Consider the following 13,237-nt stretch of genomic DNA (forward strand, 5'->3'; position numbering starts at 1 on the left):
CACGGACCGTCGCGAACGACACCCCGCACACCCTGAACGCCTGCAACATCGGCATCCCCGACGCCACAGCATCCAGCACTTCCCGCCGCTTGGACAACGGCCACGGATACCCAGACGGCATCACAATCCCCGATCAGTCGACGTTGCACTGACCGTATGAATCCGCCCCGTCGATCCGCAACTTGCACGTCAATCCGGCTGTCGATCGACGATCAACTTTCGGGTCGACGTCAGATGGACGTCCAGTTTGCTGTTCGGCACGCGGCGGCCCTGGGATGGATGCCTAACTTGCGGTTCGGCGCCCGGTACGCAGCGCCCGGCGCCCAGCACCCAGCGCCCGGCGCCCAGCACCCGCGCCCCACCCCGGCTCGTCTTGCTGCGTGGCGCCCTGATCTCCTGGACACTCGGGCGGAGCTAACATCGACCCTTTGTCGAGGTAAGGAGTGACCGTGGCTGAGCGCGTCACGTTCGAGAGCACGTCCGGGCCGATTCTCGCGGGCATCATCGATCCGCCCGACGGCGAGGTGCGCGGCTGGGGAGTGTTCTCCCACGGCTTCACGCTGGGCAAGGACTCGCCGGCCGCTGCGCGGATCTGCAAGCAGCTCGCGAGCGAGGGCGTCGGGATGCTTCGCTTCGACAACCTCGGGCTCGGCGACTCCGAGGGCGACTGGGGCGACGGGTCCTTCACGCACAAGGTCGCGGACACGGTGCAGGCGGCCCGGTTCATGGCCGACCAGGGGCGGCCGGTGCATCTCCTGGTGGGGCACTCGTTCGGCGGGGCCGCGGCGATCGCGGCCACCGGGGACGTCCCCGGCGTGCAGGCCGTCGCGACGATCGGAGCGCCCGTCGAGCCGCGCCACGCGGAGCACAACTACGACGCCGTCCTGGGCCGGGTGTTCGCCGACGGTCACGCCCAGTGGATGGTGGGTGGGCGCGCGCTGACGCTGAAGCGGCACTTCGTGGAGGACGTCCGACGGGCCGACCTGCGGTCGAAGATCCGTGAGATGGACTCGCCGCTGCTGGTCATGCACTCGCCGACGGACAGCACCGTGGACATCTCGAACGCCGGGGAGATCTTCCAGGAGGCCCGGCACCCCCGCTCGTTCGTGTCGCTGGAGGGCGCCGACCACCTGCTGACCGCGCCCGGTCAGGCCAAGCGCGCGGCCCGGATCATCAGTGCCTGGGCGGACCAGTACCTGACGGTGTGACGGCAGCACGTCGGATCCCTCGCCGGCGTGCCGTAGTCCTGCGTCGCGTCAGCGTCTCCGGCGTCGGCCGGTGGTCGCAGAAGGCGAGCCCGTAGAGGAACGTGAGGACGACGGCGAGGAGCAGGAGCTCGCCGCCGTCCTCCAGCACGGTGACGAGGACGTTCCACGGCTCGACGTCCGCGACGAACATGTGGAGGGCGTCGATCACCACGCCGCACAGCACGAGCAGCCCGAGCAGCACGGCGAGCACGCGTGAGGCGGCCTGCCACTCCGGTGCCGCGAACCGGTGCCCGACGGCGAGAGCCGCCAGGAGCGCGAGCCCGACCGCGCCGAACCAGCCGATCTCACCGAGCGGCTGCCCCCACGGTTGCGGGATGCCGAACGTCACGTGGATGACCTTGGCCATCCGCTCGTGCAGCATGAAGTAGTCGTCGGCGAGCAGCACCGCGAACACCGCCGACCAGGAGGCCAGGACGGCCTGCCGCTGCACGACGGCGAGGTACAGGGCCAGCCCGGCCGCCCACGCCGTGAACACGTAGCCGATCATCTCGGGCAGGGCGCGATCCTTGCCGAACCGGAAGCCCTTCCAGTCGGGGATCCCGAGGAACGAGTGCGTCAGGTAGAGGAGGCCGAGACCGAGCGTGAGGGTGATGGTCATGGCGAAGAGGCCGGCGACCGGCCGGTGGTTCAGTCCCAGGGCGGCGGCGGCTCGGCTGCGCACGGAGGTTCTCCTTAAAGGGGGTGGATCGGACGGGCCCAACCGTGCCGAAGCGCGATGAGGACTCGAGGAGAACTGGATGAGAGTCCTCTCACCGGACGCGGACAGCGAGGCACCCCGCTCCGCCAGTAGACTCTCCCCGGAATTCCGTCACCTTCAAGGAGCCTTCGTGGGACGCGTCGTCGTCGAGGTCATGCCCAAGCCCGAGATCCTGGACCCCCAGGGCAAGGCTGTGGTCGGAGCGCTGCCGCGCCTCGGCTTCACCCAGTTCTCCGGTGTGCGTCAGGGCAAGCGGTTCGAGCTTGAGGTGGACGGTGAGGTGACGCCGGAGATCCTCGCCGCCGCGCAGGAAGCAGCAGTCACCCTGCTGTCCAACCCGGTGATCGAGGACGTCGTGTCCGTCGCCGAGGCCGAGCCCGCCGAGGTCACCGGCGAGGCGAGCGGCGCCCCGGTGGGTGCCTGATGTCGGCGACCGAGCCGACGCCGGCCGCCACTCCCGTGCCAGGGACCGACGGCGCCCGGATCGGTGTCATCACCTTCCCCGGCACGCTCGACGACCGTGACGCGGCCCGGGCCATCCGCCTGTCCGGTGCCGAGGCCGTGTCCCTGTGGCACGCGGACGCGTCGTTGCAGGACGTCGACGCCGTGGTGCTGCCCGGCGGCTTCTCCTACGGCGACTACCTGCGCGCGGGCGCGATCAGCCGGTTCGCGCCGGCGATGACGGCGGTGGTCGACGCCGCCAAGGGCGGCATGCCGGTGCTCGGCATCTGCAACGGCTTCCAGGTGCTGACCGAGGCGCACCTGCTGCCCGGCTCGATGGTCAAGAACGACCACCTGCACTTCGTGTGCCGGGAGCAGTCGATGATCGTCGAGAACGCGCGCACGGCCTGGACCAACGAGTTCCGCCGGGGCCAGCAGATCAAGATCCCGCTGAAGAACCAGGACGGCCAGTTCGTCGCCGACGAGCGCACGCTCGACGAGCTCGAGGGCGAGGGTCGCGTCGTCTTCCGCTACGACGGCGAGAACCCCAACGGTTCGCGCCGTGACATCGCGGGCATCACCAACGACCGGGGCAACGTGGTGGGGCTCATGCCGCACCCCGAGCACGCGGTCGAGCCCGGTTTCGGCCCGGCTTCGGCAGCAGGACCGCGCTCCGGCGTCGACGGACTGACGTTCTTCACGTCGGTGCTGTCGTCGCTGGTCCACGCGTGACGTCCGGTCCGGGCGGGCGTGCATGACCGCTGAGGTTCTCGCGGGCATCACCATCGAGACGGTCGGCTGGGACCACGGCGACGCCGTCCGCCTGCGTGCTGAGCAGCAGCACGAGATCGACCAGCGGTACGCCGAGCCGGGCTCTTCCGCGGTGGCCGGTCCGGACGGCGCGCCCGGCCCCGACCCGCGTGATCAGGTCGACCCGTCGAACGTTTTCGCGACCCTGCTGCTCAGGGTCGACGGCGAGCCGACCGGTCATGCCGCACTGCGCGACCTGTCGGGCCGCGACGACTACCAGGGCGGCCGGCACCCCGACGGGACGGCCGAGGTCAAGCGCGTGTACGTGGCGCCGGGCCACCGCGGGCGCGGGCTGTCCCGCACCCTGATGAGTGCGGTGGAGGACGTCGCCCGCTCCGCGGGCGTGCGGCACCTGGTCCTTGAGACGGGCCTCATGCAGCCCGAGTCGCTGGGGCTGTACCTGCGGATGGGCTACGACCCGGTCGAGTCGTTCGGCGTGTTCTCGGACGATCCCGGGTCGCGCTGCTTCGGCAGGTGGTTGGCGCCGGAGCCTGCGTCGCCGGCCGGGCCGCGGCCGCCGGCCGGGCCTGTCGAGGCTTCGCGCACCGAGCTCCGCCAGGTGTCCTGGAACGACCCCGACGCGGCGGCCCTGCGGCGCGCCATGTGGGTCTTCAACAAGGAGCGCTACCCCGAGCTCGCGCGTGCCGTCGAGAGTCGAGGCGGCCACGACGTCGCCGACGCCGAGCGCGGCCGCAGCGCGCTGGTGACGTTCCTCGCGACCCTGGACGGTCGGCCGGTCGGCTGCGCGACGCTCGTGGCAGCGCAGGTCGGGCCGGAGCATCTCGCGGCAGATGCGCTCCGGGGTCTGGCCGGTCTCACTGCAGTCGGCGCCTCCAGCGCGGCGCAGGACTCGCACGGCTTCGAGATGCGGAGCGTCTTCGTGGACGCGACCGCCCGGCGCTCCGGTGTCGCGACGGCCCTGGTCCAGCAGGTCGAGGCAGAGGCCCGACGCCGGGGAGGGCTCGCCCTCTACCTCGGAACCGGTCGCCGGCAGCCGGAGGCGTTACGCCTCTACGTCAAGCTCGGCTACCGCCCGGTGCTGCCGTTCCCGCCGCACGACGACCCGCAGGACGCGCTGCTCCTGCTCCTGGGCAAGCCGCTCTGACTCCTGGGCAAGCCGCTCTGACCGACGGACGTGCCGCTGCTCATTTGGACGGAGCCCTTGGGCGACGAGCCTGGAGTGTCGCCACAAGGCATGCCGGCTGAGCTGACTACTCGTGCCGCAGGTACTCCAGCTGTGCCCGGACTGACGATCGAGCCGCGCCCAGCACCGACGGGTCGACGTCGGTGTAGACCATTCCCGTCACCCCGTCGAGGAGCGAGTCGGGGAGTGGTGCCGCGGCGTCGGGCAGCTCGGCCCTGAGCGTCGAGAGCGCTGAACGCACCTGATCCAGGCGCTGCAACCGGTGCTCGCGGTACTCGCGTACTACCGCACCGAGATCCGGGATCACTGGCCCATGACCCGGCAGGCCGGACCCGGGGTGGGGCACGTGCAGCGCCGTCAGCCGGTCGAGCGATGCCAGGTAGTCCCGCAGGGAGCCGTCTGGTTCGGCCAGCACGGTGGTTCCGCGTCCCAGCACGGTGTCGCCGGTGAGCACCACCCTGCCCGACGCCGGTTCGCCGGGCACCGACACCACGAAGCACACCGAGTCGGCGGTGTGGCCCGGCGTGGCCAGCACCTCGATGCGCAGGCCTGCGACGTCGAGGACCTCGCCGTCGGCCAGCGGTCTCGGCCGTACGTCGCTCATGTCCCCCGGGCCGCCGACGGCGCAGAACTCCGCCAGCGCGCCCCGCGACTGCGCCCCGGTCAGCTCGCGGAACCGGGCCAGCCCGCCGGTGTGGTCCGCGTGCCGGTGGGTCACGAGTACCAGGTCGACCGGGCCGGCTGCTGCCAGCGCCGTGAGGTGCGGCTCCAGCAGCGGTCCAGGGTCCACGACCACGCAGCCCGGTGCCCCGGGCGCCCGCAGGACGTACGACCGGGTTCCGTCGAGAGTCATCGGCCCGGGATTGTCGGCGCGCAGCATCCTCGCAAAGGGCGCAACGGGTTCCACGCCGTCACCCTATCCCCGCCCCCGCCGTCCACCTCAAGCCTTGGCTGTGGGCGCGATCGTTGCGCCTGGAGCGGGCACGTAGTCGCAACGGTCACGCTCACGACCAGGGCAGGGCCTGCTCCAGGTCCTCGATGATGTCGCGGGTGTCCTCAAGGCCGACCGAGAGGCGGACCGTGGTCTCCGTGATGCCGACGGCCGTGCGGCCCGCCGCGCCGAGCTTGCGGTGCGTGGTGGTCGCGGGGTGCGTGATGAGCGACTTCGAGTCCCCGAGGTTGTTCGAGATGTCGATCACCTGGAGCGCGTCGAGGAAGCCGAAGGTGTGCTTCTTCGCGGCCTCGGCGTCGGCGTCCGGTGGCACCGCGAGGTCGAACGTGACCACGGTGCCGCCTCCGCTCATCTGGGCGCGGGCGAGACCGGCCTGCGGGTGGGAGTCGAGGAACGGGTACCGCACGGCGCCGACGCCGGGGAGCGCCTCCAGCGCGGTCGCCACCGTGAGCGCGGCAGCGCCCTGCGCCGCGATGCGCACCGGCAGCGTCTCCAGGCCCTTGAGCAGCGTCCACGCGTTGAACGGCGACAGCGACGGCCCCGTGTTGCGGATGAACGTCTGCACCGGGCCGGTCACGTACTCGGCGGAGCCGAGGATGGCGCCGCCCAGCACCCGCCCCTGGCCGTCGATGTGCTTGGTCGCGGAGTAGACGACGACGTCGGCGCCCAGCTCCAGCGGCTTCTGCAGCAGGGGCGTGGCGAACACGTTGTCGAGCACCACCGTCGCTCCGGCGGCGTGCGCGAGGTCGACGACGCCGCGCACGTCCACGATGTCCTGCATCGGGTTGGACGGCGTCTCGAAGAACACGACGTCCGCCGGCGTGGCGAGCGCCTCCTCCCACTGGGACAGCACGTGGCCGTCCACGTAGTCGGTGTGCACTCCCCACTTGGCGAGGATGTCCTGGAAGATCACCATGCTGGACCCGAACAGGGCCCGGGCCGCCACGATCCGGGACCCTGAGCTCACGAGCGCCGCCAGTGCGGTGAACACGGCGGACATCCCGGACGCCGTCGCGTAGCAGGCCTCAGCACCCTCCAGCAGGCGCATCCGCTCCTCGAAGATGTGGACGGTCGGGTTGCCGTAGCGCGAGTAGACGAACCGGTCGAGGTCACCGGTGAACGAGGCCTCGGCCTCGGACGCAGTGTTGTAGACGTAGCCCTGGGTGAGGAACAGCGCCTCGCTCGTCTCCTGGAAGTCGCTGCGCTGGTGGCCACCGCGCACGGCGAGGGTCGCGGGACGGACGCCGCGGGGGAGGGGCTTGCGGCCGGACCCGCCGGGGGTCGCGTCGGGCGGGAACGCTCCGGTGACGGTCACTTGGCGCCCTCCGTCCACGGCAGGCCGGCGACCTTCCAGCCCTGCTGGTCACGGACGCCGTCGACCCCTGGCGCCCCTTCGAAACCCTCCAGCACGTTGTACGACGGCCCGATCCCCGCTGCCGTGGCGAGCCGTGCGGCGCCGATGGAGCGTTGGCCGGACCGACAGAGGAAGACGACGGGACCTGCGGTCACCCCTGCCGCCCTGAGCTCCTCCAGGAACCGGGTGTTGGGGCGGCCACCGGCCTGCACCCACTCGCTGAACAGCGGTGGCCTGCCGAGGGTGGCGGTGTCGGGGACGCCGGTCGCGCGCCACTCGCCCTCGGTACGGACGTCCACGAGCGTGGCGCCCGGGTCGCCGGCGAGCAGGTCCCAGGCCTGCTGGGGCGTGATGTCGCCGGCGTAACCCTCGGCGGTGCGGACTTCGATGTGCGCGGGGACGCTCATGTGCTCCTCCATCGGTCGTGGCGGTAGCACCCTCGTCCGTCCTCGGCCTGCCAGGTCGGCAGGGGCGGGAACGCTGGGTTGCTGCGGCTTCGTCGTGCCACGTCACTCGGCCGCTCGGGATGGTCGATCGTGATCGTACGACACGACGTCCGGTGGGTGGGATGCCGTCTCGCCCGCTGGTCGGAACTAGGGTCTCGGGATGGACATGTCTGTGGACAAGCCTGTGGAGAAAGCTGTGGACAAGGCTGTGGATGAGCACGAGCTGACCGTCGGCAACACCACCGCCGTCGTGCGGATCGGCGACACGGTGCATCGCGAGGCCGGCCCCTGGACGCCGACCGTCCAAGGCCTGCTCGCCCACCTCCGGGCCCGCGGCCTGACCGAGGTTCCCGAGCCGCTCGGCCTCGACGAGCAGGGTCGCGAGACCGTCTCGTACCTCCCGGGCGACGTCCCCGGCTGGCCCGCCCCGGACTGGCTCTGGTCCGCGGACGTCCTGGCGGAGGCGGGGCGCCTCCTGCGGCGGTTCCACGACGCCACGGCCGGGTTCGCCCCGCCAGACGCCCGGTGGCGCCTCCCCGCGACCGAGCCCGCCGAGGTGATCTGCCACAACGACGCGGCGCCCTACAACATGGTCTTCCGCGCCGGCCGGCTCGCCGGCCTCATCGACCTCGACACCGCTTCGCCGGGCCCTCGGGTCAGGGACCTCGCCTACCTGGCGTACCGGATCGCGCCGCTGTCGGGCGACGCGTTCGCGGGGGTCGCCTACGGCGTCGGGCACCTGGATCCGATGGCGCGCCTCGACGTGCTGACCTCCGCGTACGGGTACCCGTTCTCGCGTGCCGAGGTGCTGGGCGCGATGGTCGACAAGCTGCACGACCTGGCCGGCTGGAGCGAGGCACGGGCCGACGACGGCCGTGCGGCCGAGCTGCGTGAGCACGCCGCCATGTATCGCGCGGACGCACGGCGGATCGCCGCGCTCGTCGAGTCCGTCGAGGTCGTCGAGCAGGACTGACCAGACGGCGACCCGGACCGGCCGCTCAGGCCACGGCGACCCGCTCGATCCGCGCGACCACGACGGCGGCACCGTCCTCTGCGCTCACCCGGGCGGCCAGCTCCCGTGCGGCCCCCGCCCTGGTCGCCGCGTCGTCGATCGCCGCCGCCAGCCCGTCGGCGGTGAGCCTGCCGGTCAGCGGACGCGCGGCGGTCCCGAGCTCGTGCACGCGTCGCGCCCAGAACGGCTGGTCGCCGAGGAACGGCCTGATCACTTGCGGCACGCCGGTCCGGATGGCCGCCGCGACGGTGCCGACGCCCCCGTGGTGCACGGCGACGGCCGTGCGGGGCAGCAGGAGACCGTGCGGCGCCTGGTCGAGCACGTGGACGGTCTCAGGTACGCGCGTGGGCCGGAGCGCACCCCAGCCCGTCGCCAGGACCGCGCGCCGTCCCGAACGGTGCAGCCCGTCGAGCACTGCCTGCGTGAAGGCCTCCGGGTCCCTGGCGAGCATGCTGCCGAACCCGACGTACACGGGCGGCTCACCGGCATCGAGGAACTGGTCGAGGGCCGCGGGCAGGGCCCGGCCCTCCTCCGGCGGCAGGCTCCAGAAGCCGGTGGGCGCCAGCTCGGCCGGCCAGTCGTCGGGCGCAGGCAGCAGGTGCGGGCTCCAGGCGTGCAGGACGCCGTCGCGGGCCACGCGCTCGGTGAGCCCCGGCGTCGGGCCGGACAGACCGAGGGCCTCGGACCGCCAGGCGCTGACCATGCGCCGGTACGGCGCCTCGACGACCGCGGCCAGCCGCCAGCTCGCCCGGTTGAGAAACCGCGGCGGCCGGACCGGGCTCATCGGGGACGGGAACCGCGCCGTGGGGCTGAACAGCGGGACGGGCAGCGCGGCGATCGACGGGACCCCGAGCAGGTCCGCGAGGTGGGGCGCCCCCAGCGACTTGGGTGCGTAGACGACGACGTCGGCGTCGCTGTCCCGGAGGGTGGCCAGGTCGTCGAGCCAGCGGCGGAGCAGCGGCAGCGCCGACCGGGCCGCGGTGACCGACGCCAGTGCGCCCTTCCCCGCGACCTCCTCCTGCAGGGCGAAGATGCCGTCGTCGAGCGGGGCTACCGGGAGCCCGCGGGCTGCTGCGTCCTCGGTGAGGCGGCGCGGCGCGGCCAGCAGCGGCTCGTGGCCCGCCCGGGCGAGCGCGGCGGCGAGCGCCACGAACGGCTCGACGTCGCCCCGGCTGCCCATGGTGACCAGGAGAACCCTCATCGCGAGGCCTCCCACTCGTCCAGCAGCGCGGGAAACCGGTCGGCCATGAAGGCGTACATGTCACGCATGTTCTCCAGGCGCCTGCGCCGCTGCGGGTCGTCGCCGACGGCGGCGAGGCCGCGCGCCGCGAGCTGCTGGAAGGCGTGGAACTCGGCCATCTTGGCGCGGAACGCCCTGCCGAAGACGTCCTCGGTGAGCCGGTACCGGTCCCGGCGCTCGCCCCGTCGCCGGAATCGCTCGACCATGCCTGCCTGGTCGAGCTGGCGCAGCGCCACGCTCATGCTGCTCTTGGCGACGGCGAGCCGTTCGCACAGGTCGGGTGCGTCGGCACCGTCGTCGTCCGACACGAGCAGGTGCCCGACGACGCGGCCGGCGGTGCGGCTCAGGCCGAGCCGTTCGTAGAACAGCCCTGCTTCCTCGGTGAAGTCCTCGACGTCGCTCATGCGACCCAGGATATCGCACTGTTCGGTCCGTTCCGAACGGGTGGAACTTTGCCGCCTCGCCGACGCCAACGGTGTTCAGATGATGAGACCAACATTTGAGACGCGCGTTGACAGGGGTTTGGCCACAGCCCAGGATGGCGCCAGGTCATGAGCGCCAGCGCGAAGCCCCGGCTTGCTGGCCGGCAACCCTCCCTCCGCGGCGGGGTGCCCCGGGTGACGACTCGGCCGCGCGCACCCGCGTGCGGCAAGCGCGGGGGAACCTCCCCCAGGACCGTGCTGGAGGACGCCATGTCTGCAACCACCACCCTCACCGCCACCACCTCCACCGACGACGCCACCGACGACGCCACGGTGTCCGACGTCGCCCCGCTGCGCCCCGTGGTCGGTGGTGGGACGTTCGTCCCGCTCGTCGACGGCACCCGGGTCTCCTACGCCAACCTGGACGTGGCCGCGTCGGCCCCTGCGCTGCAGGCCGTCGCCGACCGCGTCACCCAGGTGCTCCCCCTGTACGCCAGCGTCCACCGCGGCGCGGGCTACCTCTCCCAGGTGAGCACCGCGCTCTACGAGACGGCCCGCCGCACCATCGGCGCGTTCGTCGGCGCCCGCGAGGACGACCTGACGATCGTCACCCGCAACACCACCGACTCGCTGAACCTCCTCGCCGGCTGTGTCCCCGCGCAGCCCGACGGCGAACCCGGCCGGGTCCTGGTGCTCGACGTCGAGCACCACGCCAACCTGCTGCCGTGGCAGCGCGGCGCGGACGCGACCGTGCTGACCGGCGGCTCCACCGTGGCCGAGACGCTCACCCAGATCCGCGAGGAGCTGGCCGACGCCGCAGCGCACCGGCCCTTCGCGCTCCTCGCCCTCACTGGCGCCTCCAACGTGACGGGCGAGTCGCTCCCCGTCGACGAGATCGTCGCCGTCGCCCACGAGTTCGGCGCGCGAGTGGTGCTCGACGGCGCCCAGCTCGTGCCCCACCGCCGCATCTCGCTGCAGTCGACGGGAGTCGACTACCTCGCGTTCTCCGGCCACAAGACGTACGCCCCGTTCGGTGCCGGCGTGCTGGTGGGCCGTCGCGACTGGCTCGACGCTGGCACGCCGTACCTCGCGGGCGGCGGCGCCGTGCGGCGGGTGCGCGTCGCGGGCACCGACTGGCACGAGGGCCCCGCCCGGCACGAGGCCGGCTCGCCCAACGTGATCGGCGCCGTAGCGCTCGCCGCGGCGTGCGAGGAGCTCGCGGCACTCGACGCCGCCGACGTCGTGGCGCACGAGAACGCGCTCCGGCGTCGGCTCGTGTCCGGCCTCGAGGCGATCGAGCGCGTCGAGGTGGTGCGGGTGTGGGCGGACGCCGTCGACCCCGTTGGCGTCGTGACCTTCACCGTGGCCGGCTACGACCCCGGTCTCGTGGCCGCGTACCTGTCCGCGGAGCACGGGATCGGTGTGCGCGACGGCCGCTTCTGCGCGCACCCGCTGCTCGGCCGCCTCGGGTTCGACGCCGGAGCGGTGCGCGCCTCGGTCGGCGTCGGCACCGCCGGCGAGGAGGTCGAGCGGCTCGTCGCCGCCGTCGACAGCCTGGTGGCGGACGGCCCGCAGGCCGGGTACGACGTCGTCGACGGGCTGTGGGTGGTGACGGACGACCCGCGCCCCGTCCCGGAGGGCTCAGGCCTCGCGGGTCTCCTGGCGACCGCGGCCCTGGGTTTCGACGAGGCCTTCGGCTGCCTCCCGGAGGAGAGCTGATCGTTGGGTCGTGAGCGCGATCGTCGCGCCTGAGACGGGCACGTAGCCGCAAGGATCGCGCTCACAACCAGTCGTCAGAGCGGGAAGGCGTGTGGGCGGGGCAGAGCGGCCTCCAGCTGGGCGGCCAGCGCCAGCAGGGTGAGCTCGCCGCCCGGCCGGCCGATGATCTGCACGCCCATCGGCAGCCCGGCGGGTGCCTCGGCGGTCGGTGCCGTCCAGTGCGTCGGCACGGTGATCGCGGGCAGCCCCGCGACGTTGAGCATCGAGGTGAACGGCGTGTACTGGCACTGCTGCTCGAAGTTCCGCTCCGGGTCGCCGGCGTCGTACCAGCCGATGGGGCGCGGGGTGAGCGCGAGCGCGGGCGTCACGACGGCGTCGTACTCGCTCACCTGGGCGACCAGCGAACGCTCGTAGCCGTTGAGCGTGCGCACCGCCTCGGCGAGCTGCCGCGCGGGCACCTCGCGGCCCGACCGGATCAGCCACCGCGTCAGCGGCTCCAGCTTGCCGAGCGTCTCCGGGTCGTCGATCGGTACCGCCGACGCGCCACCCATCCACAGGGTCCGGAACGCCGGTGCGTACTCGGGTGCCTCGGCCAGGACCATCTCGTCCATCGTGTGCCCGAGCCCCGCGAGCGCCCGCACGCCCGCGTCGAGCGCGGCCCTGGCCTCCGGTGACACGGTGATGGCGTAGAAGTCGTCCCACGCCGACGTGGTGGTCACCCCGATGCGCGCCGCACCGCCGTCCGGCCCGTTCTTCCCGGTACGCAGGCCGGGCAGCGTGGCGCGCTGCGCGGCCGCCAGGTAGGCGCCCGCCTCGTACGACGGCGCGCGCAGCGAGAACGGGTGCGCGACGCCGCCACCGGCGCGCCTCGGGAGCATCGCCTCCAGCAGCAGGGCGGTGTCGGCGACGTTGCGCGCGATCGGCCCGTTCACGACCAGCCCGCCCAGCGAGTCGACGCCGCTGCCCGCCGGCAGGAGCCCGCGCGTCGGCTTGAGGCCGACGACGCCGCAGGCAGCGGCGGGGATACGGATCGAGCCGCCGCCGTCGGACCCGGGGGCGAACGGCAGCATGCCTGCCGCCACCGCCGCCGCCGCGCCGCCGCTCGAACCGCCCGCGCCACGGGTCAGGTCCCACGGTGTACGGGCCGGCGGGGCTCCGACCGGCTCGGTGTAGGCGGGGAAACCCAGCTCGGGTGCTGCCGTCTTGCCGAGGCTGACGATGCCGGCGGCGTCGAGGATCTGGACCAGCTCGTCGCTCTCCTGCGCGGGTGGCAGGTCCGCGAACGCGCGCGACCCGAACCCTGTCGGCACGCCGGCGCGGTTCCACAGGTCCTTGTCGCCCGTCGGCATGCCCCAGAGGCTGCCCGGCGCCGGGGGCTCGCCCCTCGGTCCGCTGTCGTCCCGCCGGAGGGTCGCCGCCCTCTCCCTGGCGCGCTCAGGGGTGACGGTGGCGAAGGCGCCGACAGCACCGTTGAGCCGCTCCACCCGGTCGAGGAAGTGGTCGGTGACCTCAATGGGCGAGAGCTCTCCGGCGGCGAGGAGGTCGCGGAGCTCGACGGCGGTCCGTTCGTGCAGGGCATCCATCGAGCCAGGTTATGCGCTCGGCACCGGGCGCGTGAAAATGCGGTTTATGTCTTGCCCGGAGCCTAGAAAGCATTCCACGCCGCGCAGAATGCGCTTCTGCGGCATATGTTCGTGGAGTACCGGCACTTTTGTGCTGCGCCGCCGTGGCG

Annotated in this window: 13 protein-coding genes and 1 riboswitch; of the genes, 6 read left to right on the forward strand and 7 right to left on the reverse strand. The window is 72.7% G+C overall.

Annotation, left to right across the window (positions count from 1 at the left end; translation table 11 throughout):
* Positions 1-443 precede the first annotated feature (443 nt).
* Positions 444-1,208: an alpha/beta hydrolase family protein gene (locus APR04_RS18610; protein ID WP_253872898.1), complete on the forward strand. Its 765-nt coding sequence runs from the start codon at positions 444-446 to the stop codon at positions 1,206-1,208.
* On the opposite strand, the gene APR04_RS18615 is transcribed toward APR04_RS18610, so the two are convergent.
* Positions 1,174-1,929, reverse strand: a complete 756-nt coding sequence (locus APR04_RS18615; RefSeq protein WP_253872900.1) for a DUF8692 domain-containing protein — start codon at positions 1,927-1,929, stop codon at positions 1,174-1,176. The two genes, APR04_RS18610 and APR04_RS18615, sit on opposite strands and share 35 nt — an antisense overlap.
* 166 nt (positions 1,930-2,095) lie before the next feature.
* Here APR04_RS18615 and purS point away from each other — a divergent pair, with 166 nt between their 5' ends.
* Genes purS through APR04_RS18630 form a run of 3 tightly spaced genes read left to right on the forward strand, consistent with a single transcriptional unit; the run spans position 2,096 to position 4,321 of the window.
* Positions 2,096-2,389, forward strand: a complete 294-nt coding sequence (gene purS / locus APR04_RS18620) for a phosphoribosylformylglycinamidine synthase subunit PurS (RefSeq protein ID WP_253872902.1) — start codon at positions 2,096-2,098, stop codon at positions 2,387-2,389.
* A complete protein-coding gene (gene purQ, locus APR04_RS18625; protein ID WP_253872905.1) occupies positions 2,389-3,138 on the forward strand; it encodes a phosphoribosylformylglycinamidine synthase subunit PurQ in 750 nt (249 codons plus the stop codon). Before purS ends, purQ begins: the two co-directional genes overlap by 1 nt.
* Before the next feature lie 22 nt (positions 3,139-3,160).
* Entirely contained in the window at positions 3,161-4,321 is a 1,161-nt protein-coding gene (locus APR04_RS18630) for a GNAT family N-acetyltransferase (protein WP_253872908.1), read from the forward strand.
* A 106-nt stretch (positions 4,322-4,427) separates the two neighbouring features.
* On the opposite strand, the gene APR04_RS18635 is transcribed toward APR04_RS18630, so the two are convergent.
* The 3 genes from APR04_RS18635 to APR04_RS18645 all read right to left on the reverse strand — a co-directional run bounded on the left by APR04_RS18635 (position 4,428) and on the right by APR04_RS18645 (position 7,073).
* On the reverse strand, positions 4,428-5,213 hold the full coding sequence (locus APR04_RS18635) for an MBL fold metallo-hydrolase (RefSeq protein ID WP_308292370.1): 786 nt from the start codon (positions 5,211-5,213) through the stop codon (positions 4,428-4,430).
* Positions 5,214-5,364: 151 nt separating this feature from the next.
* Positions 5,365-6,627: an O-succinylhomoserine sulfhydrylase gene (locus tag APR04_RS18640; protein ID WP_253872910.1), complete on the reverse strand. Its 1,263-nt coding sequence runs from the start codon at positions 6,625-6,627 to the stop codon at positions 5,365-5,367.
* Positions 6,624-7,073 (reverse strand): rhodanese-like domain-containing protein, encoded by a 450-nt coding sequence (locus APR04_RS18645; RefSeq protein ID WP_253872913.1) that lies wholly within the window; start codon positions 7,071-7,073, stop codon positions 6,624-6,626. Before APR04_RS18645 ends, APR04_RS18640 begins: the two co-directional genes overlap by 4 nt.
* A gap of 199 nt (positions 7,074-7,272) precedes the next feature.
* On the opposite strand from APR04_RS18645, the gene APR04_RS18650 reads away from it, so the two are divergent.
* The gene (locus APR04_RS18650) at positions 7,273-8,085 is read left to right on the forward strand and encodes a phosphotransferase enzyme family protein (RefSeq protein ID WP_253872916.1); all 813 of its coding nucleotides are present in this window, start codon (positions 7,273-7,275) and stop codon (positions 8,083-8,085) included.
* Positions 8,086-8,110: 25 nt separating this feature from the next.
* Here APR04_RS18650 and APR04_RS18655 read toward each other — a convergent pair whose 3' ends face one another.
* Both APR04_RS18655 and APR04_RS18660 read right to left on the reverse strand, forming a co-directional pair.
* Positions 8,111-9,325: a glycosyltransferase gene (locus APR04_RS18655; protein WP_253872919.1), complete on the reverse strand. Its 1,215-nt coding sequence runs from the start codon at positions 9,323-9,325 to the stop codon at positions 8,111-8,113.
* The gene (locus APR04_RS18660; RefSeq protein WP_253872922.1) at positions 9,322-9,768 is read right to left on the reverse strand and encodes a GbsR/MarR family transcriptional regulator; all 447 of its coding nucleotides are present in this window, start codon (positions 9,766-9,768) and stop codon (positions 9,322-9,324) included. The genes APR04_RS18655 and APR04_RS18660 overlap by 4 nt, the downstream gene beginning before the upstream one ends.
* 143 nt (positions 9,769-9,911) lie before the next feature.
* Positions 9,912-10,025, forward strand: a riboswitch (SAM riboswitch).
* A 31-nt stretch (positions 10,026-10,056) separates the two neighbouring features.
* Here APR04_RS18660 and APR04_RS18665 point away from each other — a divergent pair.
* A complete protein-coding gene (locus APR04_RS18665) occupies positions 10,057-11,505 on the forward strand; it encodes an aminotransferase class V-fold PLP-dependent enzyme (protein WP_253872925.1) in 1,449 nt (482 codons plus the stop codon).
* Between the two features lie 74 nt (positions 11,506-11,579).
* Here the strand turns inward: APR04_RS18665 and APR04_RS18670 are convergent, their stop codons facing one another.
* Positions 11,580-13,088 carry an amidase gene (locus tag APR04_RS18670; protein WP_253872927.1) on the reverse strand — a complete coding sequence of 503 codons (1,509 nt, stop codon included), beginning with the start codon at positions 13,086-13,088 and terminating at the stop codon, positions 11,580-11,582.
* Positions 13,089-13,237 lie beyond the last annotated feature (149 nt).

Origin of the sequence: Promicromonospora umidemergens, from assembly GCF_024171995.1 — a bacterium.
Classification (GTDB): Bacteria; Actinomycetota; Actinomycetes; order Actinomycetales; family Cellulomonadaceae; genus Promicromonospora; species Promicromonospora umidemergens.

Excerpts from the sequence above, each read along its gene's own strand:
- purQ (WP_253872905.1), top strand. The coding sequence starts at position 2,389 with ATGTCGGCGACCGAGCCGACGCCGGCCGCCACTCCCGTGCCAGGGACC.
- APR04_RS18630 (WP_253872908.1), top strand. The coding sequence starts at position 3,161 with ATGACCGCTGAGGTTCTCGCGGGCATCACCATCGAGACGGTCGGCTGG.
- APR04_RS18635 (WP_308292370.1), bottom strand. The coding sequence starts at position 5,213 with ATGACTCTCGACGGAACCCGGTCGTACGTCCTGCGGGCGCCCGGGGCA.
- APR04_RS18645 (WP_253872913.1), bottom strand. The coding sequence starts at position 7,073 with ATGAGCGTCCCCGCGCACATCGAAGTCCGCACCGCCGAGGGTTACGCC.
- APR04_RS18650 (WP_253872916.1), top strand. The coding sequence starts at position 7,273 with ATGGACATGTCTGTGGACAAGCCTGTGGAGAAAGCTGTGGACAAGGCT.
- APR04_RS18655 (WP_253872919.1), bottom strand. The coding sequence starts at position 9,325 with ATGAGGGTTCTCCTGGTCACCATGGGCAGCCGGGGCGACGTCGAGCCG.
- APR04_RS18660 (WP_253872922.1), bottom strand. The coding sequence starts at position 9,768 with ATGAGCGACGTCGAGGACTTCACCGAGGAAGCAGGGCTGTTCTACGAA.
- APR04_RS18665 (WP_253872925.1), top strand. The coding sequence starts at position 10,057 with ATGTCTGCAACCACCACCCTCACCGCCACCACCTCCACCGACGACGCC.
- APR04_RS18670 (WP_253872927.1), bottom strand. The coding sequence starts at position 13,088 with ATGGATGCCCTGCACGAACGGACCGCCGTCGAGCTCCGCGACCTCCTC.